21 protein-coding genes are annotated in these 20,825 nt (G+C 72.2%); 11 read left to right on the top strand and 10 right to left on the bottom strand.

Translation table 11 applies throughout. The features are described 5' to 3' along the window. Nucleotides 1-2: 2 nt before the first annotated feature. From ABIQ69_RS12250 to ABIQ69_RS12235, 4 genes are read left to right on the top strand one after another with little or no spacing between them, the layout of a single operon-like run. Nucleotides 3-1,388, top strand: coding sequence for a Gfo/Idh/MocA family oxidoreductase (locus ABIQ69_RS12250; protein WP_350347401.1), 1,386 nt, complete (start codon nucleotides 3-5; stop codon nucleotides 1,386-1,388). Continuing rightward, nucleotides 1,385-3,607 (top strand): alpha-N-acetylglucosaminidase, encoded by a 2,223-nt coding sequence (locus tag ABIQ69_RS12245; RefSeq protein WP_350347400.1) that lies wholly within the window; start codon nucleotides 1,385-1,387, stop codon nucleotides 3,605-3,607. Before ABIQ69_RS12250 ends, ABIQ69_RS12245 begins: the two co-directional genes overlap by 4 nt. Nucleotides 3,608-3,616: 9 nt before the next feature. Next, nucleotides 3,617-4,792, top strand: coding sequence for a thiolase family protein (locus ABIQ69_RS12240; protein WP_350347399.1), 1,176 nt, complete (start codon nucleotides 3,617-3,619; stop codon nucleotides 4,790-4,792). Between the two features lie 31 nt (nucleotides 4,793-4,823). Next, nucleotides 4,824-5,612, top strand: coding sequence for a 3-hydroxyacyl-CoA dehydrogenase (locus ABIQ69_RS12235; RefSeq protein WP_350347398.1), 789 nt, complete (start codon nucleotides 4,824-4,826; stop codon nucleotides 5,610-5,612). Between the two features lie 81 nt (nucleotides 5,613-5,693). Here the strand turns inward: ABIQ69_RS12235 and ABIQ69_RS12230 are convergent, their stop codons facing one another. The 3 genes from ABIQ69_RS12230 to ABIQ69_RS12220 are packed head-to-tail and all read right to left on the bottom strand — an operon-like array spanning nucleotide 5,694 to nucleotide 8,517. Beyond that, nucleotides 5,694-6,677, bottom strand: a complete 984-nt coding sequence (locus ABIQ69_RS12230; protein ID WP_350347397.1) for a permease prefix domain 1-containing protein — start codon at nucleotides 6,675-6,677, stop codon at nucleotides 5,694-5,696. Then, nucleotides 6,674-7,015 carry a PadR family transcriptional regulator gene (locus tag ABIQ69_RS12225; protein ID WP_350347396.1) on the bottom strand — a complete coding sequence of 114 codons (342 nt, stop codon included), beginning with the start codon at nucleotides 7,013-7,015 and terminating at the stop codon, nucleotides 6,674-6,676. The genes ABIQ69_RS12230 and ABIQ69_RS12225 overlap by 4 nt, the downstream gene beginning before the upstream one ends. A 59-nt stretch (nucleotides 7,016-7,074) precedes the next feature. After that, nucleotides 7,075-8,517 carry a helix-turn-helix domain-containing protein gene (locus ABIQ69_RS12220; RefSeq protein ID WP_350347395.1) on the bottom strand — a complete coding sequence of 481 codons (1,443 nt, stop codon included), beginning with the start codon at nucleotides 8,515-8,517 and terminating at the stop codon, nucleotides 7,075-7,077. A 128-nt stretch (nucleotides 8,518-8,645) separates the two neighbouring features. Here ABIQ69_RS12220 and ABIQ69_RS12215 point away from each other — a divergent pair, with 128 nt between their 5' ends. The 3 genes from ABIQ69_RS12215 (at nucleotide 8,646) to ABIQ69_RS12205 (ending at nucleotide 11,190) form a co-directional block, all read left to right on the top strand. Further along, nucleotides 8,646-10,517 carry a phosphoenolpyruvate carboxykinase (GTP) gene (locus ABIQ69_RS12215; protein ID WP_350347394.1) on the top strand — a complete coding sequence of 624 codons (1,872 nt, stop codon included), beginning with the start codon at nucleotides 8,646-8,648 and terminating at the stop codon, nucleotides 10,515-10,517. A 91-nt stretch (nucleotides 10,518-10,608) separates the two neighbouring features. Further along, nucleotides 10,609-11,031 (top strand): DUF1622 domain-containing protein, encoded by a 423-nt coding sequence (locus ABIQ69_RS12210; RefSeq protein ID WP_350347393.1) that lies wholly within the window; start codon nucleotides 10,609-10,611, stop codon nucleotides 11,029-11,031. Between the two features lie 9 nt (nucleotides 11,032-11,040). Beyond that, nucleotides 11,041-11,190 carry a hypothetical protein gene (locus ABIQ69_RS12205; protein ID WP_350347392.1) on the top strand — a complete coding sequence of 50 codons (150 nt, stop codon included), beginning with the start codon at nucleotides 11,041-11,043 and terminating at the stop codon, nucleotides 11,188-11,190. On the opposite strand, the gene ABIQ69_RS12200 is transcribed toward ABIQ69_RS12205, so the two are convergent. The 4 genes from ABIQ69_RS12200 to ABIQ69_RS12185 all read right to left on the bottom strand — a co-directional run bounded on the left by ABIQ69_RS12200 (nucleotide 11,162) and on the right by ABIQ69_RS12185 (nucleotide 14,961). Then, entirely contained in the window at nucleotides 11,162-11,647 is a 486-nt protein-coding gene (locus tag ABIQ69_RS12200; RefSeq protein ID WP_350347391.1) for a 2'-5' RNA ligase family protein, read from the bottom strand. The two genes, ABIQ69_RS12205 and ABIQ69_RS12200, sit on opposite strands and share 29 nt — an antisense overlap. A gap of 65 nt (nucleotides 11,648-11,712) precedes the next feature. After that, nucleotides 11,713-12,594 carry a hypothetical protein gene (locus tag ABIQ69_RS12195; protein ID WP_350347390.1) on the bottom strand — a complete coding sequence of 294 codons (882 nt, stop codon included), beginning with the start codon at nucleotides 12,592-12,594 and terminating at the stop codon, nucleotides 11,713-11,715. Between the two features lie 208 nt (nucleotides 12,595-12,802). Next, on the bottom strand, nucleotides 12,803-14,707 hold the full coding sequence (locus tag ABIQ69_RS12190) for an ABC transporter ATP-binding protein (RefSeq protein ID WP_350347389.1): 1,905 nt from the start codon (nucleotides 14,705-14,707) through the stop codon (nucleotides 12,803-12,805). Between the two features lie 26 nt (nucleotides 14,708-14,733). Continuing rightward, a complete protein-coding gene (locus tag ABIQ69_RS12185) occupies nucleotides 14,734-14,961 on the bottom strand; it encodes a hypothetical protein (protein WP_350347388.1) in 228 nt (75 codons plus the stop codon). 121 nt (nucleotides 14,962-15,082) lie between these two features. On the opposite strand from ABIQ69_RS12185, the gene ABIQ69_RS12180 reads away from it, so the two are divergent. From ABIQ69_RS12180 to ABIQ69_RS12165, 4 genes are all read left to right on the top strand, one after another. After that, nucleotides 15,083-16,009: an ATP-binding cassette domain-containing protein gene (locus ABIQ69_RS12180; protein ID WP_350347387.1), complete on the top strand. Its 927-nt coding sequence runs from the start codon at nucleotides 15,083-15,085 to the stop codon at nucleotides 16,007-16,009. Then, complete coding sequence (locus ABIQ69_RS12175) at nucleotides 16,006-16,881, top strand: ABC transporter permease (RefSeq protein ID WP_350347386.1); 876 nt, start codon at nucleotides 16,006-16,008, stop codon at nucleotides 16,879-16,881. The genes ABIQ69_RS12180 and ABIQ69_RS12175 overlap by 4 nt, the downstream gene beginning before the upstream one ends. Continuing rightward, nucleotides 16,881-17,705: an ABC transporter permease gene (locus tag ABIQ69_RS12170; protein ID WP_350350017.1), complete on the top strand. Its 825-nt coding sequence runs from the start codon at nucleotides 16,881-16,883 to the stop codon at nucleotides 17,703-17,705. Before ABIQ69_RS12175 ends, ABIQ69_RS12170 begins: the two co-directional genes overlap by 1 nt. 140 nt (nucleotides 17,706-17,845) lie before the next feature. Then, entirely contained in the window at nucleotides 17,846-18,196 is a 351-nt protein-coding gene (locus ABIQ69_RS12165; protein WP_350347385.1) for a hypothetical protein, read from the top strand. Between the two features lie 62 nt (nucleotides 18,197-18,258). Here ABIQ69_RS12165 and ABIQ69_RS12160 read toward each other — a convergent pair whose 3' ends face one another. From ABIQ69_RS12160 to ABIQ69_RS12150, 3 genes are all read right to left on the bottom strand, one after another. After that, nucleotides 18,259-18,744 (bottom strand): hypothetical protein, encoded by a 486-nt coding sequence (locus ABIQ69_RS12160; RefSeq protein WP_350347384.1) that lies wholly within the window; start codon nucleotides 18,742-18,744, stop codon nucleotides 18,259-18,261. Nucleotides 18,745-18,867: 123 nt separating this feature from the next. Beyond that, nucleotides 18,868-20,244 carry an MFS transporter gene (locus ABIQ69_RS12155; RefSeq protein ID WP_350347383.1) on the bottom strand — a complete coding sequence of 459 codons (1,377 nt, stop codon included), beginning with the start codon at nucleotides 20,242-20,244 and terminating at the stop codon, nucleotides 18,868-18,870. 195 nt (nucleotides 20,245-20,439) lie between these two features. Continuing rightward, nucleotides 20,440-20,793 carry a Fe-S protein gene (locus ABIQ69_RS12150; protein WP_350347382.1) on the bottom strand — a complete coding sequence of 118 codons (354 nt, stop codon included), beginning with the start codon at nucleotides 20,791-20,793 and terminating at the stop codon, nucleotides 20,440-20,442. Nucleotides 20,794-20,825 lie beyond the last annotated feature (32 nt).

Genomic DNA, 20,825 nt, shown 5'->3' with positions numbered 1-20,825 from the left:
GGATGCCACAACGGATCGTCATCATCGGAGCGGGGGGCCGGGGGCGCGACGCGTATGGGCGGTGGGCCATCGAGCACCCCGGCGAGGCGATCATCGTCGCCGTGGCAGACATCGACGACCAGCGGCGCTCGGCGCTCGCCACGGCCGCCGGCGGCGCTGCGGAGTACGCCGACTGGCGAGACGCCGTCGGCGACCTCGGGCGGCTGGACGCCGACGGCGTGGTGATCGCAGTGCCCGACGCGCTGCACGTGGACGTCGCCCTGGCGGTCGCCGACGCGGGGGTGCCCTTCCTCCTCGAGAAGCCCGCTGCGCCCACGCTCGCCGAGCTCGAGCGACTGGCCGGCCACGCCGGCCGGGTCGCCGCGCGGCTGGCCATCGGGCACGTCCTGCGCTTCACCCCGTTCTGGCGCACCATCAAGCGCGTCGTCGACTCGGGTGCGATCGGTCAGCTGATCACCATCGAGGTGCGCGAGAACATCGGCTACTGGCATTTCGCGCACTCGTATGTGCGCGGGAACTGGCGGAAGACGGCCGCCTCCAGTCCGATGGTGCTCGCGAAGACGTCGCACGATCTCGACCTCATCCGCTGGATCGCGGGAAGTGCCCCCGAATCGCTGTACAGCATCGGCGGGCTCAGCTGGTTCCGCCCCGAGCACGCGCCGCCCGGGGCGCCGGAGTTCTGCCTCGACGGCTGCCCGGCGGCCGAGACCTGCCCGTTCTTCGCGCCGCGCTACTACGTCGACGCCCTGGCCGGCGTGCACGGTCACCCCGTGCACCTGCTCGGTTCGGACACGTCTGTCGCAGGCCGACTCGCCGCACTCCGCACCGGGGACTACGGTCGCTGCGTGTTCCGCAGCGACAACGACGTCGCCGATCATCAGCAGACGGCGATCCGGTTCCCCGGCGGGCTCACCGCGACGCTCACCGCCTCGGCCTTCACGGCCGAGAACACGCGGAACGTCGCCATCACCGGATCTGCGGGCCAGCTCACGGGGCACATGGAGACCGGGCAGCTCGTGATCGACCTCTTCTCGCCCGGCGCGTCGCTCCCGGAGGGGCTGCCGCTCGCCGAGCACGAGGTCACGGCGAAGCCGCCGATGAACCACGCCAGGCACCGTCTCCGGGTGGCCGCTCCGCGGGAGGACCTCGGCGATCACGCCGGGCACGCGGGCGGCGACGCCGGGCTCATGGCGGAGTTCGTCGCGGCACTCGGGCGCGGCACGGTCGGCTCGGGCGAGCTTTCGTTCAGCACGGCCCTCGACAGTCACCTCATGGCGTTCGCCGCCGAGGAGTCGCGGCTCACCGGCGCGCGCGTCGACTTCGCGGAGTGGGTCGCTGGGCTCGGCATCGCCGAGGGCGCGCCGGCCGGAACGGGGAGTGCGGCGTGACCCCGGCCTCCCGCCGCGCGCTTCTCGGCGTCGTCGAGCGCATCGGCGGCGACCCGTCGCGCGTCCGTGTGGAACGGATGCCCCGCCCGGACGACGACGCCGCCGCTGCGGGCTACGAGGCGGCCGACGGCGTGCTCGTCGTGCGCGGGAGCGATCCGGTCGCGGCCGCGGCAGGTCTGGCGGCGTACCTGCACCGGATCGGCCGGCGCATCACCTGGGAGTCGCCACGGCTCGAGCCGCCGATCGGGCACTGGCCCGATGCGCCCGCGACGGAGCTCTCGACGCCGTTCGGCATCCGCTACCACCTGAACGTCGTCACGCACGGCTACTCCACCCCGTACTGGGATTGGGCGCGGTGGGAGCGCGAGCTCGACTGGATGGCGCTGCACGGGGTGACCCACCCCCTCATCCTGACGGCGTACGAAGTGGTGCTCGCCGACACCCTGCGCCGGGCGGGCGTGTCCGACGCCGACGCGGCGTCCTGGGTGGGCGGCGCGCCGCACGTGCCCTGGATGTCGATGGGCGGCATGCACGACTTCGGCGGGCCCTTGCCCGCCGGCTGGGCCGAGGCCCGCACCGACCTCGCCCGGCGCATCCTGACCCGCGCGCGAGAGCTCGGGATGACCCCCGTGCTTCCCCTGCCCGGCGGCCACGTGCCCCGTTCCCTCGCCGGCCCCGACACCGACGAGATCGAGTGGCAGGGCTGGCGGACGCCGATGCTCGCGCCCGACTCGCCGGCCTACGCGCGCCTCCTGGCGGAGTTCTTCGACGTGCAGCGCGAGCGACTCGGCGACCCTGGCCCGTCGCCCGTCTTCGCCGTCGACCCGTTCATCGAATCGCTTCCGCCGTCGGGTGACCCCGCCGCGCTCGCCGCGGCCGGAGGCGGGGTGCACCGCGCGATCGCCGCCGTGCATCCCGACGCCACCTGGCTGCTGCAGGGCTGGCCGTTCCACTACCACCGCTCGTTCTGGACGCCGGAACGGGTCGGGGCGTATCTCTCGGAGGTCCCGCACGACCGACTCCTGCTCATCGATCTGTGGGGCGAGCACGCGCCGATGTGGCGTGAGGGCATGCACGGACGGCGCTGGATCTGGACGGCGGTGCACAACTTCGGCGGACGGTTCGCCCTGTTCGGCGACCTCGCCGGGCTCGCGCGCGACGTCGGCGAACTCGCCCGGCTGCGCCCCCCGAGGCTCGAAGGCGTCGGGCTCGCGCCCGAGGCGATCGAGAACAACACGGTCTTCACCGAGCTCGCCTCCGACCTCGTGTGGCGCCGCGTCGACGACGTGGGAGCCTGGCTCGGCGACTTCGCCGCACAGCGGTACGGCGTCGACGATCCCGCCGCCCGCGCGGCGTGGCTGAGCCTCGCCGACACCCTCTACGGTCCGGGGCGCACTCGGTCGATCCCGTCGCCGGTCATCGCGAGGCCGTGGAGCGCCGCCGCGCCGTTCGCGGGCCAGCGGCTCGCCGGCGAGGCACTGCCACCAGATCCCGCCCGGATGTCCGCCAACATCGACGCCGAGAACGACCCGGCGGTGCTCGGCGACCTGCCGCGCATCGCGGAGGCGGCGCGGCTGCTGATCGGGCTCGACGGACGTGCCCCGCACCAGGCCGCGCTCGAGCGCGACGTCGTGGAGCTCACCGGCCACGTGCTCGCCCAGCAGACGCGTACGCACATCCGGGGCATCCTGCGCGGCGCGGCCGACGGCGATGCGCCGGCGATCCGCCGGCACGCGGACGCGCTCCGCGAGGACCTGCTCGAACTCGATCGACTCTCCGGGACCCTCGCGGAATCGCGGGCATCGACCTGGATCCGAGCCGCACGCTCCTGGGCGGACACCGAGGAGGAGGCCTCGGCGATGGAGCGCGATGCGCGCAGCCTGATCTCCGTGTGGGGGCACCAGACGAGCGGGCTCCACGACTATTCCGGACGGCACTGGGCGGGCCTCATCCGAGGCCTCTACCTGCCTCGGTGGCAGGCATGGGCCGACTGGCTCGCGGACGCCGCCGATCGCGGCGCGCCGCCCGACCCCGACCCGTTCCGTGAGCGCATCGTCGACATCGAGGAGCGCTGGCGGGCGGCCCGACTCGACGCGGCGGACGGCACGGCCGAGTCCGAGACCCCGGTGCCCGTGGTGGTGGTCGCGGCCGCCGTCCTCGACCGGCTCGCACGGGATGGGCGGCTGAGCACCGGTCTGCGGGCGGGCGCGCCGACGTAGGCTGGCAGCATGAGCACCGAAGCCGTCATCGTCGACGTCGTCCGCACCCCGGTGGGCCGTGGCAAGCCGGGCGGGCAGCTGTCGGGTGTGCACCCGGTGGATCTCCTCGCGGGCGTGCTCGACACGATCGTCAATCGCAGCGACCTCGACCCCGGCCTCGTCGAGGACGTCATCGGCGGCTGCGTGAGCCAGGTCGGCGAGCAGTCGTTCAACCTCACGCGGAGCGCGGTCCTCGCCGCGGGCTTTCCGGACCGGGTCCCCGGCACCACGATCGACCGGCAGTGCGGGTCCAGCCAGCAGGCCGCGACCTTCGCCGCGCAGGCGGTGATGTCGGGCCAGGCCGACATCGTCATCGCGTGCGGTGTGGAGTCGATGAGCCGGGTGCCGCTGGGGTCGTCGACGCAGGGCACCGACCCGCACGGGGTGCTGCTGCGCTCCAGGTATCCCGAGGGCCTCGTGAACCAGGGCGTGTCGGCCGAGCTCATCGCCGCGCGCTGGGGCCTCACGCGCGACGACCTCGACGCGTACGCGGCGCGCAGCCATCGGCTCGCCGCAGAGGCCGGCGAGACCGGCGCCTTCGCGACCGAGGTCGTGCCGGTGCCGGGCGTGGACGCGCTCGCCGATGAGACGGTCCGACCCGGCACGACCCCCGAGTCGCTCGCCGCGCTCCAGCCGGCGTTCCGCACCGACGAGCTCGCCGCACGATTCCCGGAGCTCGACTGGCGCATCACCGCCGGGAACTCCTCGCCGCTCACCGACGGCGCGTCGGCGGCGCTGATCATGAGTGCGGATGCCGCGGAACGGCTGGGGCTCGAACCGCGGGCGAGGTTCCGGGCGTTCTCCGTGGTCGGCAGCGATCCGCTGCTCATGCTGACCGGGGTCGTCCCCGCGACCGAACGCGTGCTCGAGCGGGCGGGACTCGTCCACGACGACATCGACGTCTACGAGGTCAACGAGGCGTTCGCCTCAGTGCCGCTCGCCTGGCTCGCCGAGACCGGCGCCGACCCCGCGAAGCTGAACCCGCGCGGCGGCGCGATCGCCCTCGGCCACGCGCTCGGCTCTTCCGGCACGAGGCTGCTCACGACCCTCGTCAACCACCTGGAGACGACGGGCGGCCGCCTCGGACTGCAGACGATGTGCGAGGGCGGCGGCATGGCGAACGCCATGATCGTCGAGCGCATCTGATCCACGCCGAACCCACGAGAGGACCGACCAGATGGAACTGACCGGCGCATCCGCCATCGTCACGGGCGGGGCATCCGGACTCGGGCGCGCGACCGCGCGCGCCCTGCTCGACGCGGGTGCCTCCGTGGTGATCGTCGACCTGGCCGGGCCCCGCGGCGAGGAGGCCGCGGCGGAGCTCGGCGCTCGCGCGCGGTTCGTCGCGGCGGACGTCGCCGACGAGGCGGGCGTGCAGGCGGCGATCGGCGCCGCCCAGGCGCTCGGACCGCTCCGCGTGGCGGTGAACTGCGCCGGAATCGCCACGGGCAACCGCACCGTCGGCCGCGACGGCCCGGCACCGCTCGACGTGTTCGAGCGGACGATCCGGGTCAACCTCATCGGCACCTTCAACGTGACGAGGCTCGCCGCCGCGGCCATGGCCGAGACCGAGCCCGTCTCGTCCGGTGTGGCCGCCGGGCCGGCGACCGCCGAGCGCGGCGTGATCGTGAACACCGCCTCCGTCGCGGCGTACGACGGGCAGATCGGCCAGGCCGCCTACTCGGCGTCGAAGGGCGGGGTCGCGGCGATGACGCTGCCGATCGCGCGCGACCTCGCGAAGCTGCTCATCCGTGTCGTGACCATCGCGCCCGGGATCTTCGAGACGCCCATGATGGCCGGGATGCCGCAGGAGGTGCAGGACTCCCTCGCCGCGCAGATCCCGCACCCCTCCCGCCTCGGCTCACCGGCCGAGTACGCCGACCTCGCGCTCGCGATCGTCCGGAACCCGATCCTGAACGGCGAGACCATCCGCCTCGACGGCGCGATCCGCATGCAGCCGAAGTAAGGCGGCCAGGCCACCCGACGACGAGGATGCCGCGGCGGGCCCGAGGGCTCCGCCGCGGCATCCGTCGGCCGGTGCGTCCGGTCAGGTGAGTTGCGCCTCCGCGCGGCGGGCGCCGCCCGCCCGGGCCGCCTTGATCGCGCCGTCGACGACGTCCCAGATCGCGACGCCGATGACCGTCACGACGATCACCGCCACGATGACGGGAGCCGAGTCGCCCCACGGCCAGTTCATCGCCTCGAGGGCCGGCTCGCTCACCAACTGACCGGTGAGGAACAGCCACACCGCGGGGATCACGAACGCCGCGTTCAGCACGAGGTTCACGGCCGCGAGCCACCACGTCCAGCCGAGCAGGTAGACCGCCACGGCGAACAGCGCCTCGAGCACGATGAGCCCTAGGAAGTACGGCAGCCAGAACGACCAGAGCTCGGGCTGCAGGAGCGGCACCTGCTGGAGCTCGGGCACCCACGGGATGCCGAACTGCTGCCACACGAGGGCGACGGCGAAGACGGCGAGGAACACGAGCGAGGCGATCAGGTCGCCGAGGCGCGACGCCTTCGCCGGGTCGGCGAGGGCGGGCAGCTGGTCGACGGTCCAGGGAACCTCGATCGGGCGCTGACCCTGCCGGGCGGGGAGCCGCTCGACCATGGCGAAGACGAAGGTCGTCCAGAAGGCGATGTGCACGGCCACGGAGAGGGTGAGCCCGATCACCCCGCCCACGATGCCGCCCGCCGGCGCACCCGACACGGCCTGCGCGATGGCGGACCCGAGGGCGACGAACGGCAGGACGACAGCGAGCAGCAGCTTCAGCAGGCGCCACCACATGAGGTAGTACTTCGGCCCGATGAGGTGCAGCGGCCGGTCGACGTAGTCGGCGGCGAGCGCCACCGGGTCACCGAGCTCGGTGAGCGCGGTCCGTTCGGCCTCGGCCTCGGTGCGCCCCTGTTCGACGAGTGCGTCGGTCTCGTCGCCGATGCGTTCGCGGAGCTCGCGCTCGAGGTCGGCGCGCTGGGCGATCGGCACGCTGCGGATCGCGGCCCAGATGTAGCGGTCGGTCAGGTCGGTCATGATTCGTCTCCGGTAGTCAGGCGCGCGAGCGCCGCGTCGATGAGGTGCCAGTCGGCGGTGAGCGCCTCGGCGAGACGCTCGCCGTCGGGGCTCGTGCGGTAGAACTTGCGAGGCCGGGCCTCGTCGGTGTTCCACTCGCTGGTCAGCAGCGCCTGCTTCTCGAGCCGGCGCAGCAGCGGATACAGCGTGTTGGCGTCGACCGTGATGCCGAGCCCGTTGAGCGATTCGAGCAGCGCGTACCCGTAGTCGGGGGTGCGGAGCCGGATCAGGCAGGCCAGCACGACGGTGCCGCGGCGCAACTCCTGGAGATGCCCGGCGGTGATGTCCTCTGTGCTCATGTCCGACACGTTACTGTGTGTCGCACACTATTGCAAGAGGCACGATGAAGTCTCCGCTGCTACTGGTCGGCGTGCGCCTCCAGGAACGCGTAGACCTCGGCGTCGTCGACACCCGGGAACGTGCCCGAGGGCAGGGGGGAGAGCACGTGCGCGTGCAGCCGGGCACTCGGCCACGCCCGCCCCGCCCAGCGCTCGGAGAGCCCCGCGGGCGCCCGCCGGCAGCACGACTCGTCGGGGCACGTCGAGACCGCGCGCACCGTCGTCTCGCGGCCCCGGAACCACTTCGCCTGGCTGAACGGCACACCGACGGTGATCGAGAACTCCGCGGCATCCGTGCGGCCCGTCTGCGTCGCGCACCAGAACGTGCCCGCGGGCGTATCGGTGTACTGGTAGTTCTCCGTCGTGCGGTTCGTATGCTCGAACGCGGTGCGGGCGCTCCACTTCTTGCATACCCACTGGCCCTCGATCGACCCCGTGACGTCAGTGGGCAGGGGCAGCCCGTCGTTCTCGTAGCCCTTCAGCAGGGCGCCGTCGCCGGCGACCCGGAGGAAGTGCAGCGTCATCTCGAGGTGGCTCGTCGCGAGGTTCGTGAACCGCAGGGCCGCCGCCTCGTGCGTCACGCCGAACGCGTCGCGGAAGTCCTCGATGGCGAGGCGCTTGTCCTTCTTCGCCTCCTGGAGGAAGGCCACCGAGGCCTCCTGTGGCATGAGGCAGGCGGCGGCGAAGTAGTTGATCTCGAGCCGCTGCTGCAGGAACTCGTCGTAGCTGGCGGGCGGCTGATGCCCGAGCAGGCGGTGCGCCATGGCCTGGAGCGCCATGGATCGCAGGCCGTGGCCGCCGGGGATCGAGGCGGGCGGGAGGTAGATGCGCCCGTTCTCGAGGTCGGTGATCGAGCGCGTCGAGTCGGGCAGGTCGTCGACGTAGATGAGCTTGAAGCCGAGTCGCTCGGCCATGACGCTCACCTCGCGGTGGGTGAGCGCTCCGGTGCGGTGGCCGGACGCGCGCACCTGCTCCTCGGCGAGCTGCTCGATCTCGGGCAGGTAGTTCGCACGCTCCCGCATGCGCTCCCGCAGGTCGGTGTTCGCTCGCCGAGCCTCCTCCGGGGTGGCGATGGCCTCGCTCGCGCGGCGCTGGAGCTCTCGGTGCAGCCCGACGATCGACTCCAGCGTCTCGTCGGAGATGCCGCGAGCCGGACGGATGGGCGACAGCCCGAGGCTCTGGTACAGCGGGCTCGCCTGGGCGCGCGCCAGCTCGAGTTCGAGGGCGGCCCGCCGGCTGGGCGCTTCTCGCGCGAGGAGGTCGGCGAGCTCGACCCCGAGCGCGACGGCGAGCGCGTCGAGCGTGGACAGCTTCGGCTCGCGCTTGCCGTTCTCGATGAGCGAGAGCTGGCTGCCCGCGAGGCCGACGGCCTCGCCGAGCTGGTCGAGCGTCAGTCCGCGCTCGCCGCGGAAGTGCCGGATGCGGTGGCCGAGGGTCGCGAGGTCTGGCGTGCCTGCCTTCATGCCTTAAGCCTACCGAAAGAACCGCGATTCTTAACGCGCGGAATCTCGCATCAGGGGTCCGAAATGCGCGCATTCTGGAAACACAGCTCCACTCCGGCCAGCCGGAGGCCCCACAGGAAGGGACGACGATGACCATCTCCGAGTTCTCGCCAAACACCGCCGCAGTCCCCGACGGCGCCGACGCGAGCGCGCGCCGCGGCACCACCGACCCGGCGCTGGCCGCCTGGGTCGCCGACATCGCCGCCCTCACGAAGCCCGACGAGATCGTCTGGTGCGACGGGTCGCGGCACGAGGCCGACCTCCTGGCCAAGCAGCTCGTCGCCGAGGGCAAGCTCATCAAGCTCAACCCCGAGTGGCGGCCGAACTCCTTCCTCGCCCGCACCGACCCGAGCGACGTGGCCCGGGTCGAGGACCGCACCTTCATCTGCTCGACCTACGAAGAGGACGCCGGTCCCACGAACAACTGGCGCGACCCGCACGCCATGCGCGAGGAGCTCGCCGAGGTTTTCGACGGGTCGATGAAGGGTCGCACGATGTACGTGGTGCCCTTCTCGATGGGGCCCCTCGGCGGCCCGATCTCCCAGCTCGGCGTCGAGATCACCGATTCGCCCTACGTCGTGCTCTCCATGGGCATCATGACGCGCATGGGCGAGCAGGTCGTCCGTCTCATCGAGGCGGGCGAGCCGTGGGTGCGCACCGTGCACTCCGTCGGCTACCCGCTCGTCGACGGCGTCGGACACCGCCGTGCCGAGGTCAACTGGCCGTGCAACGAGACGAAGTACATCGTGCAGTTCCCCGACTCCCGCGAGATCTGGTCGTACGGCTCGGGCTACGGCGGCAACGCGCTGCTGGCGAAGAAGTGCTTTGCGCTGCGCATCGCGAGCGTCATGGCCCGCGACGAGGGATGGCTCGCCGAGCACATGCTGCTCATCAAGATCACTTCGCCCGAGGGCCGGGCCTACCACGTGGCCGCCGCGTTCCCGTCGGCCTGCGGCAAGACCAACCTCGCCATGCTGCAGCCGACCATCCCGGGCTGGAAGGTCGAGACGATCGGCGACGACATCGCCTGGATGCGTCCGGGCGCCGACGGGCGGCTGTACGCGATCAACCCCGAGGCGGGCTTCTTCGGCGTCGCCCCGGGGACGGGTGAGACGACCAACCCGACCGCCGTGCAGACCCTGTGGGGCAACACGATCTTCACGAACGTGGCGCTCCGCCCCGATGGCGACGTCTGGTGGGAGGGCCTCACCGAGGAACCGCCGGCCGAGCTCACCGACTGGGAGGGCAACCCCTGGACCCCGGCCTCCGGCCGGCCCGCCGCGCACCCGAACTCGAGGTTCACGGTCGCGGCGTCGCAGTGCCCGCAGATCTCTGACGACTGGGACGCGCACGATGGTGTGCCGATCGACGCGATCCTCTTCGGCGGGCGCCGCGCGACGAACGTGCCCCTCGTCGCCGAGGCGCGCAGCTGGAAGCACGGCGTGTTCATGGGCGCGACGATCTCGTCCGAGCAGACGGCCGCGGCCGAGGGCACCGTCGGAGAGCTCCGCCGCGACCCGTTCGCGATGCTGCCGTTCTGCGGCTACAACATGGCCGACTACTGGGGCCACTGGGTGAAGATGGGCCGGGTGCTGGGGGAGAACGCCCCGAAGATCTTCCAGGTGAACTGGTTCCGCAAGGGCGCCGACGGCTCCTTCCTCTGGCCCGGGTTCGGCGAGAACTCGCGGGTGCTCGAGTGGATCGTCGGACGGATCGAGGGCACGGCGGACGCGACGGAGACGCCCATCGGCTTGCTGCCCGCGCACGGCGCGCTCGACCTCGACGGACTCGACCTCGACGAGGAGACGCTGGCGCACCTGTTCGACGTCGACCCCGACTCCTGGCTCGCCGAGTGCGACCTCACCGAGGAGTACTTCGCGCAGTTCGGCGACCGCGTGCCCGCCGCGCTGAAGGCGGAGCTCGCGAGCCTGCGCTACCACCTCGAGCGCGAGCGCGCGTAGCGAGCCGCGCGGCGCGCCATCCGACGACGGTCGGGATGTCGCGCCGCCGGCGTCGCCCGCCGCCGATACCGTGTGGCGCGAGGGGGTGGCCATGCAGTTCGGGGAGATCATCTCGGCGGTCGGCGAGATCGTCGATGTGGCGGGCGTCGTCGCCATCGTCGTGGGCGTGCTCTACGCCGTCGTGGATGCGGCCACGCGGGGGCTGCGCCGCATCTCGCCGGTCTACACGCGGTTCCGGCGCGTGCTCGGGCGAGCCATCCTGCTCGGCCTCGAGCTCCTCGTCGCGGCCGACATCATCAAGACCGTCGCGGTCACGCCGACGCTCGAATCGGTGGGCGTGCTCGCGATCATCGTGCTCATCCGGACCTTCCTCAGCTGGTCGCTCGAGCTGGAGATCTCGGGTCGCTGGCCCTGGCAGGGGCGGGGCGCCGCGCCGACGTCGGCGACCGGCGACGACGCTCCGGACGAGCCCGCTGCGGGCGGAACCGTCGCGCCCGCCGGGCCCGCGCGCTAAGGTCGGCGCATGCTGGACTCATTCACCGGATGGCACGCCATGATCGTCCTCGCCGTCGTGGCCCTGCCCGTCGTCGCCGTCATCGTGCTGGTCCAGCTCGTCCGGGTGATCGTGCGGCGGCGAGACACCGTCACGCCCGATCAGCTCCCGCGAGACTGACGACCGCCTCGACCAGGCGGTGGCCCGCCCCGCGGGCCGGGCGCTGATCGACGAGCGCGATCCGGTCGAGGAGGACCGCCGCGCCCTGATGCAGCCGGCCGTGGGGCTTCGCGGTGACGTGCGGACGGAAGTCCTGCCTGACGTCGAGACGGATGCCGGTCGCCCGGATCGCGTCGACCGCGGCCGAACGGAGCCGGGCGATGGCGCCCGAGCCGTCCACGACGAGCGTCACGGGTACGTCGTGCCGGCGTCCGAACCATGCGTCGCCGCCCGCGGTCGCCCGGATCGGCGTCGCCGCTCGCGCGACGGCGTCGAGCGCCGCGGCGAGCCGCGTCCCCGGAATGTCCGCGGCGTCGAACGGCTCCACCAGGGTCACGTGCAGCGGCCAGTCGGCCACCTCGAACTCCGCTCCGGCCTCGAGCGGCGCCACCGGCAGCACCACCACGAACCGCGCCATGCGGGGAGTCTACGACCGGTCGGGCTCGGCCCCGTCGGCCTCGGCCCGCTCGGTCTCGGTCTCGGTCAGTCCCGACCGAACATGGCGAGCAGCGGCGCCGGCGTGAAGCGGACCTCGATGCCGCCCGTCGCGCCCGATGCGGCGGGGCCCACCCAGCTGCTCGATCCCTCGTGGATGCGCACCCAGCCGTCGCGGAACACGACGTCAATGCCCATCACAAAGGCCAGCACCGGCGAGTCGCCCGCCTCGACGTCGACCGAGCCCTCGAAGGACTGCGTCGCGTCGGCTTCCGCGTCCTCGCGGCACTGCACCGCGACGAGCGGCCGGGCGATCGGCGTCGCGAACCCCGGGGCGTCGAAGGGGCTCGCGGTGGCGGAGTCGGCGACGACGCCGACGTTGAGGCTCGTCGACACCAGACTCGTCTCGGCCTGACCGTCGAGCACCAGGCGGCTGCCGACGGCGAACCGGTAGTGCAGCCGCCCGGCCTCCTCGGCTCGGGGGAGCGGCACGACGCTCACCCAGTTCCGCGACCACGCGAGGGGCGCTCCCGCGCGCGTCGGCGGATCGTAGAGGCTCGCCGTGACCCGGACCGCGCCGTCGGCCCGCGTCGCGGGCGAGCGGAGCGAACTCCGCTGCTCCACCGCAGGGAAGGCGTCGCGGACGGGCTCGAACGCCGGCACGGGCACGAGCTCCCAGCGGCGCAGCCAGTCCCGCATGCGCGAGTGCAGGTCGTCGAAGCCGTCGCCGAGCGCATCGGCCGGCAAGGTGTCGGTGGCCTCGATGGCGCTCGGGTCTCCGAGCGCGGCGATGCGGTCGTACGGCGGCTCGGGCCGATGCGGCGTGGCCTCGGTGCGGGCGGCTTCGGCTCGGGTCGCGGCGGTGCGAGCGGCGTGCGCTCGGGCGGCGGAGGTCGGTGCGCCCCGGCGGGCGGCGTCGGTGAGGGTCATGGCTCGGCTTCCGGTCGGCCGGGCGGCAGCGCCGCCCGATGTGGGTCGATGAGGACGACGCCACGCTACGGATGCCGCTGGTGGCGAGGCATCCGTGCCGTCACTGAGGAGCCCTCGGGTTCGCCCTGAACCGTCACGGCGGTGCGACCGGTCTCGACCACCCGAGCCGCCGCCGTCGGCGGCCGGGACGGCGGCCCGCCGAGGCGCGTCAGACGAGCAGCTGGTGCTCGGCCAGTTCGCGGTAGAGCGGCACCTTGGCGACGAGTTCGGCGTGCGTGCCCTCGCCGACCACGCGGCCCTCGTCGAGGACGATGATGCGGTCGGAGTCGACGACCGTCGAGAGCCGGTGGGCGATGACGATGAGCGTCCGTCCGGCGGAGACGGCGTCGATCGCCTCCCGCATCATCCGCTCGTTCACGCCGTCGAGGGAGGACGTCGACTCGTCGAGGAGCAGGATCGGCGGCGCCGCGAGCAGCGCCCGGGCGATCGCGAGCCGCTGGCGCTCACCGCCGGAGAGCATGATGCCGTCTTCTCCGACCTGCGCATCGAGGCCGGCGGGGTCGCGCTCGAGGACGTGCCCGAGGTTGACCTGCCTGAGCACGTACTCGCACTCGACGTCGGTCGCGTCGGGGCTGCCGAGGAGGAGGTTGTCGCGGATGGTCCCGGCGAGGACGGGCGCGTCCTGCTCGACGTAGCCGATCTGCGCGCGCAGCTCGGTGCGATCGAGGGAGCGCAGGTCGAGTCCGCCGAGGCGGACGGTGCCGACGCTCGGGTCGTAGAAGCGCTCGATGAGCGAGAGGATGGTCGACTTGCCGGCGCCCGAGGGGCCGACGAGGGCGATGCGCTGCCCGCGCGGCACCTGGAACGAGACACCGCGGAGCACGGGCTGGCGTCCGGTGACGTCGGGCTCTGGCAGGTGCTCGTCGGGGGAGTCGTTCGCGGGATCGGCCGGGTCGTTGGGGTCGGTTCGGGCGTACGCGAAGGAGACCTGGTCGAACTCGACGGCGGGCGCGTTCGGGAGCAGCCCTTCGTTGGCCGGCCCGACCATGACGGCGAGCGGGGCCAGGCGGCGGTCCTCCTGATCTTCGTCGGGCAGGTCGAGGACCTCCTGGATGCGCCCGAGCGCGCCGAGGGCCTGGTTGATCGCGAGCACCGCGCCCAGCACCTGGCCGAGCGGCATGATCATCATGAAGAGGAACAGGATGAAGGAGACGAGGTTCGCGACGGTGATCGCGCCGCTCGCGACGCGGTAGCCGCCGACGCCGAGCACGACGAGGAACGACACCTGCATCGCGATGCCGGCGACCGGCACGACGAGCGCCGAGATCTTCGCCACGCGCACGCCCATCCGCCAGGCGCCCTCGGCCTCCTCCGTCGTCGCACGGATCTCCCGCTCCGTGGCGCCGGCGGCCCGGATGGTGCGGACCGAGCTGATCGCGCGCTCGACCGCGGAGGCGAGCGAGCCGACCTTCTCTTGAGCGAGATGGGATGCCTCGCGGATCTTGAGCGAGAGGGCCGCGGCGGTGCCGATCGCGACGGCGACGACGAGGACCGTGAGCCCGAGCAGCACGGCGTCGAGGATCGCCATGGCGATGAGCGCGCCGACGAACGTCACGATGCCGCCGATGGCCTCCACGCCGCCCTGGGTGAGCACCGCTCGCAGCAGCGTGGTGTCGCTGCCCACGCGGGAGACGAGGTCGCCCGTGCGGCGGGTGTCGAACTCGGCGATCGGCAGGCGCAGGATGCGGGCGATCAGCCGCTTCCGGCTCGTGAGCACGACGCCCTCGCCCGTCCGCTGGAGCAGGTAGTGCTGGTAGCCGCTGACGACGCCCTGAACGATCACGAGCAGCACGAGCAGCCAGACGAGGCCGCCGAGCGGCTGACCGGCCTCGACGACGGTGATGACCCGCCCGACGACGAGCGGCTGGGCGAGGCTCGCGGCGGCGAGCACCAGGCTGAGGCCGACGACGACACCGAGGACGACCTTGTGCTCGGTGAGGTAGGGGATCAGCTGGCGCACGGTCGCGCGGGGGCCGGTGCGCGCGCCGCGTCCGGCGCGGCGGGAGAGGGGCGAACGACGGGCGGCGGGGGTCTCGCTCTGGGTCATGGCCATTGCAGCATACGCGTCGTGTCCGAGCGTCAGTCGCGCCCGTACTTCTTGTGGACGGCCTGTCTGCTCACCTCGAGGGCGAGGGCGATGAGCTGCCAGCTCGCGCCGGACGCGCGGGCGCGCCGCACGGCGACGGCCTCCGCGCGGTCGAGCTCGCGGGTGAGCTCGACCCGGGCGCGGTGCAGCTCGCGGAGGGCGCGGTAGGGGTCGTCGCCGTCCGCGGCGGCGATGGCGGTGCGGAGGGTGCGGTCGTCCATTTCGTCAACGGTAGTTGACAGTGGGCAGGGCGTCAATTCACGTTGACAACTGTCGGGGGTTACCTCGGCGGAGCGAGGCATCCCTCGCCGATGTCGCACCCCGCCGCTACGGTGGGATACCGTGCCTGCGCCTGTGATCGTCGCCACCGACCTCGTGAAGCGGTACGGCGACTTCGCCGCCGTCGACGGCCTCTCGTTCGAGGTCGCGCCCGGCGAGTCGTTCGGTCTGCTCGGGCCGAACGGTGCGGGCAAGTCCACGACCATGCGCATGATCGGCGCGGTGTCCACCCGCACGGGCGGGGAGCTGTCGATCCTCGGGCTCGACCCCGACCGGCACGGCCCCGAGATCCGCTCGCAGCTCGGCGTCGTGCCGCAGTCCGACAACCTCGACGAAGAGCTGCGGGTGCGCGAGAACCTGCTCGTCTACGGCCGTTACTTCGGCCTGCCGCGCGCCCAGGTCGCCCGCCGCGCCGACGAGCTGCTCGCCTTCGCGCAGCTCGAGGAGAAGGCCAAGGCCAAGGTCGACGCGCTCTCGGGCGGCATGAAGCGCCGGCTCACGATCGCCCGCGGCCTCATCAACGACCCGCGCATCCTGCTGCTCGACGAGCCGACCACCGGGCTCGACCCGCAGGCCAGGCACATCCTCTGGGATCGCCTGTTCCGCCTGAAGGAGCAGGGCACCACCCTCGTGCTCACCACGCACTACATGGACGAGGCCGAGCAGCTCTGCGACCGGCTGGTCGTCGTCGACCACGGCCGCATCATGGCGGAGGGCACCCCCGCCGAGCTCATCCGCCGGTACTCCTCGCGCGAGGTGCTCGAGCTCCGCTTCGGCTCCGACCGCAACGAGGAGGTCGCGCGCCTGCTCGAGGGCACGGGCGACCGCATCGAGGTGCTGCCCGACCGCGTCCTCGTCTACGCCGCCGACGGCGAGGCGGAGCTCGCCCGCATCGCCGACGGCGGGCTGCACCCCATCACCAGCCTCGTGCGGCGCTCGAGCCTCGAAGACGTCTTCCTGCGGCTGACCGGGCGGAGCCTCATCGAATGAGCGGCGCAGCAGCAGGCGACGCGGTCGCCGCGACCGCGTCCGGCGCCCCGTCCGCCGACGCGCGCCGCGCGCTCGCCGCCGGCGTGCGGCCGAGGCGCTTCGGCGCCTGGTACGTGGCCGAGCACCGCTTCCGGGTCATGCGCTCGTACGCGCAGACCATCCTCGTCACGGGCTTCGGCGAGCCGCTCATCTACCTGTACGCGATGGGCGTGGGCCTTGCGACGCTCGTCGACCGCGGCGCCGGCCTCGAGGCGCAGGGCGTCGGCTATCTGGTGTTCGTCGCACCGGCGCTGCTCTGCAGTGCCGGCCTCACGACCGCGACGATCGAGTTCTCCTACCCGGTGCTACTCGGCTACAAGTGGAACCCGACCTTCTCGGCGATGCACGCCGCCCCGATCCGGCCGGGGCAGATCGTCGACGGGCTCGTCATCTCGGTCGTCGTGCGGCTGGCCGCGACGGTCGCGATCTACTACCTCTTCATGCTCGCCTTCGGCGCCGTGCCCGCGCCGACGGGCTGGCTCGCGATCGTCGCCGCGATCCTCACAGGCATGGCCTTCGGCACGCTGCTCATGGCCTATGCGTCCACGATCACGGAGGACACCGGCCAGCTCGCCATGGTCGAGCGGCTCGTGGTGCTGCCCCTCACCCTGTTCTCCGGCACCTTCTTCCCGCTCTCCGAGCTGCCGTGGTTCCTGCAGTGGATCGGCTGGATCTCGCCGCTCTGGCACGGCACCGAGCTCGCGCGCGTCGCGACCTTCGGATACCCCGAGCCGGTGTGGCTCACCGCCCTGCACGTCGTGGTGCTCCTCGCGATGACCGCCGTGGGCTGGGTGTGGGCCCGGCGCATCGCCGTCCGGAGGCTCGCCGCATGATGACGACCGTCGACCACGCCATCGAGCACCGGACCTCCCGCCGGCCGCTCCGCTCCCTCTACGCGGGCAACGCGCGGGCCGTGATGTACCGCGGCTGGCGGGCGACGCGCTCGACCAACTGGGTCGTCATGCTCTCCGGGCTGTTCGAGCCGATCTTCTACCTGCTCTCGCTCGGCGTCGGACTCGGGGCGCTCGTCGGCACGGTGACGGCCGACGGCCGCGAGATCCCGTACGCCGCGTTCATCGCGCCGGCGCTGCTCGCGGTCGCGGCCATGAACGGCGCCATCTACGACTCGACGTGGAACGTGTTCTTCAAGATCCGGTTCGCGAAGCTCTACGAGGGCATGCTCGCGACGACCCTCGGCCCGTTCGACGTCGCGCTCGGCGAGATCTCGCTGGCACTCCTCCGTGGCGGGCTCTACGCCACGGGCTTCATGCTCGTGATGCAGGTGCTCGGGCTCACCCTCTCGTGGTGGGCGCTGCTCGCCCTGCCCGCCGTGCTCCTCATCGCCTTCGGGTTCGCGAGCCTCGGCATGGCGGTCACGAGCTACCTGAAGACGTTCCAGCAGATGGACTGGATCAACTTCGTGATGCTGCCCATGTTCCTGTTCTCCTCGACGTTCTACCCCCTCTCGGTGTACCCCGAGCCGATCCAGTGGGTCATCCAGGCGCTGCCGCTCTGGCACGGGGTCGAACTGGTCCGGGGCCTCACCACGGGTGCCGTCGGTCTCGGGCTGCTCTGGCACGTGGCGTACTACGTCGTCATGGTCGTCGCCGGCATGTTCTTCACCACCTCCCGGCTGCGGGCGCTGTTCCTCGACTGACGGGCGCGAGGGCGCACACCGACGGAGGACGGGTGCACGCGCCGCCCGTGCGACGCGGACGTGTTGCCGCGTGTGACGCTCGCCCGCGACGTCGGCGCGGTGGAGGCGTATCGTCGCCCGCACCGTCGCAAGGAGTCCTCATGTCGCACCGCGAACCGCACGCCGCCACCCGGCCCCAGCCGGGCCGGGTCATGGGCATGCGGGGCTGCGAGGCGCACGAGGCCTGCCGGAGCGACCGGCCGGGCCATGGCCTGAACGCGGTGCAGGCGCGGGTCGCGCGCGCGACCCCCAGCCGCTGGGTCGACGCCGTCGTGCTCGAGGCCGGTGCCGACGGGTTCGTCACCGTCGCCGCCCTCGACGGAGGGCTCCGCCGGGTCTGGCACCATGCGCCCCTCGGCGGACGCCTCCGGAGCGGCGAGCCCGTCGCGCTCCACGCCGTCTACGGCGTGCTCGCCGTCGGCGACGAGCACCTCAGCGTCGCCGCCGCCTGACGCCTGACGCCTGACGCCTGACGCCCGACCCCGCGGAGCCGACGCCTGACGCCGCGGCCTTCTCACATCGCGGGCATCCGCTCCCGCATCGAACCGAGCAGCCGCTCGAGCGACGACGCCGCCTCGTCGCAGGCCATGGCGCACATCCGGCAGTGCTCGCTCATCTCCGCGTGCATCATGCACTCGGCCGAGCACGCCCGGCACATCGCCATGGTGGTCTCCATCGCCGACATCATCACGGCCGCGTCCCAGCCGTTCATGCGGAGCATCATCCGCATCATGGTGCCGCAGAGGTCGGCGCAGTTCGCGCACATCCCGGCGCACCGGCCCATGCCCTCGCCCGCGTCGGCGTCGGCGCACATCACGCACGCCTGCTCGCACGCGGAGAGGGCCTCGAGACACTCCTGCATCAGCGTGAGATCCATGCCCGGCATCGGCCCCTGCTCGGCCGACATGGCGTCCTTCATCATGTCCATCGTCGTGTGCATCACGCGCGTCGTCCTCACCGGGCGCCGGGCGACGACGATGCCGGCTGGGAACCCGGCCATCCTGTCGCCGGCCATGCTACGCCGGCGACCCGCGGCCCAGAAGGGGGGCAGAGAGCAACGAATGCGGAACGACGGATGCCCCGGGCATGAGGCCCGGGGCATCCGTCGTGAGCTGATCAGGACTCAGCGATCGATGTCGACGTCCTTCGTCTCGCGCGAGACCAGGAGCGCGATGAGGGTGAGCACCGCCATGGCCGACAGGTAGATGCCGACCCAGAACGGGCTGCCGCCGCCGGCCTGCCAGAGCGCGACCGCGATGAACGGCGCGACCGCCGCACCGAGGATCGACGAGACGTTGTACGAGATGCCGGAGCCGGTGTAGCGCACGTTCGTCGGGAACAGCTCGGGCAGCAGGGCGCCCATCGGACCGAACGTCATGCCCATGAGCGCGAAGCCGACGATGAGCCACAGCATCACGCCCCAGAAGCCGGCGCCGAGCAGCGGCACCCACAGCAGGCCGAAGACGATGATGCCGAGCGTGACCCAGATGAGCGTCTTCCGGCGGCCCCAGCGGTCGGCCCACGGGCCGGAGAGCAGCGTGAAGATGCCGAAGAAGACGACGCCCCCGATGAGCATGAGCACGAACGTGTTGTACGAGTAGCCGAGGCCGGGGAGGGCGCCCTCGGCGGCCTCGATCGGTGCGCGCCCGTAGCTCAGCGAGAACGTGGTCATCAGGTAGAAGAGCACGTAGGTCGCCAGCATGAAGAAGGTGCCGAGGATGAGCTCCTTCCAGTAGCTCTTGAACACGCTCGCGAGCGGGAGGCGCTTGAGCTTGCCCTCCTGCGAGGCCTTGGAGAACGCCGTCGACTCGACCAGCCGCAGCCGCACCCAGAGGCCGACGACGACCATCACGACCGAGAACAGGAACGGGATGCGCCAGCCCCAGTCGAGGAACGCCTGAGACGGCATGCTCGGGTCGTCGGAGGGCAGGGCCGCGGCGATGATGAGGAACAGCCCGTTCGCGATGATGAACCCGATCGGCGCGCCGAGCTGCGGGAACGTGCCGTACCAGGCGCGCTTGCCCGTCGGGGCGTTCTCGGTCGCGACGAGCGCGGCACCCGACCACTCGCCGCCGAGGGCGAAGCCCTGCGCGATGCGGAGGATCACGAGCAGCAGCGGCGCGAGCCAGCCGACGAGGGCGTAGGTCGGCAGCACGCCGATGAGGAAGGTCGCAATGCCCATGGTGAGCAGGGCGCCCACGAGCGTGGCCTTGCGCCCGTGCTTGTCGCCGAGGTGGCCGAACACGACCGCGCCGAGCGGCCGAGCGACCATCGCCGCGCCGAAGACGGCGAACGAGGAGAGCAGCGCGGTGGTCGCGTCGCCCGCGGGGAAGAAGAGGTGCGGGAAGACCAGCACCGCCGCGGTGGCGTAGACGTAGAAGTCGTAGAACTCGATCGTGGTGCCGATGAGGCTGGCCAGGATGACCCGGCTGCGCGGGTTGGCCGGGGTGGTGGGGCTGGAGGACGCGGCCGCTGCGGCCGTCGTGCTGGAAGTGGACATCGCCTGCGAGGACTCCGGTGGGACGTGGGGTCGCCCGGGCGAGAACGTCGGTCTGGCGTGGGCGGGCCCGGAACGGTGGGAATCGTCGCTTGTGGCAACCCAGTCACATTACGTCATCGCGGCGGTGCCGCCGTCCACCCGGCCGGGTGGACGGCGGCACCGTGCGACGAACGGCGGTGTCGGTGCGACGAACGGTCAGCGCCAGATGACGGCGATGCCGGCGTTCACGAGCGTGAGGGCGCCGATCGACCAGAAGAGCGCGGGCGGCACGGAGCCGTTGCGCTTCTGACGGGCGGAGCCGATGCCGAGCAGCGCGCCGATCGCGACGAGCACCACGAGCTTCACGCCGAGCTTGGCGTAGTTCAGGTCGTACTCGATGCCCCACGGCGCCGCGAGGGCGAGCCCGGCGACGCCGGCGATGAGCAGGCCGTAGCTCATCAGGCGGGTCACGTCGAACCGCCGGTTCACGGCCTCGACGGCCCACGCGCCGAAGAGCAGGGCGAACCCGATCAGGTGGACGAACACGACGATGTGACGGAGGGTCTCCATGGAGCCGAGTTTAAGTTCTACCGATCGTCGAA

It is taken from the genome of Agromyces sp. G08B096 (assembly GCF_040267705.1).
Lineage (GTDB): Bacteria > Actinomycetota > Actinomycetes > Actinomycetales > Microbacteriaceae > Agromyces.
This window is presented reverse-complemented; position numbering and strand designations above follow the sequence as displayed.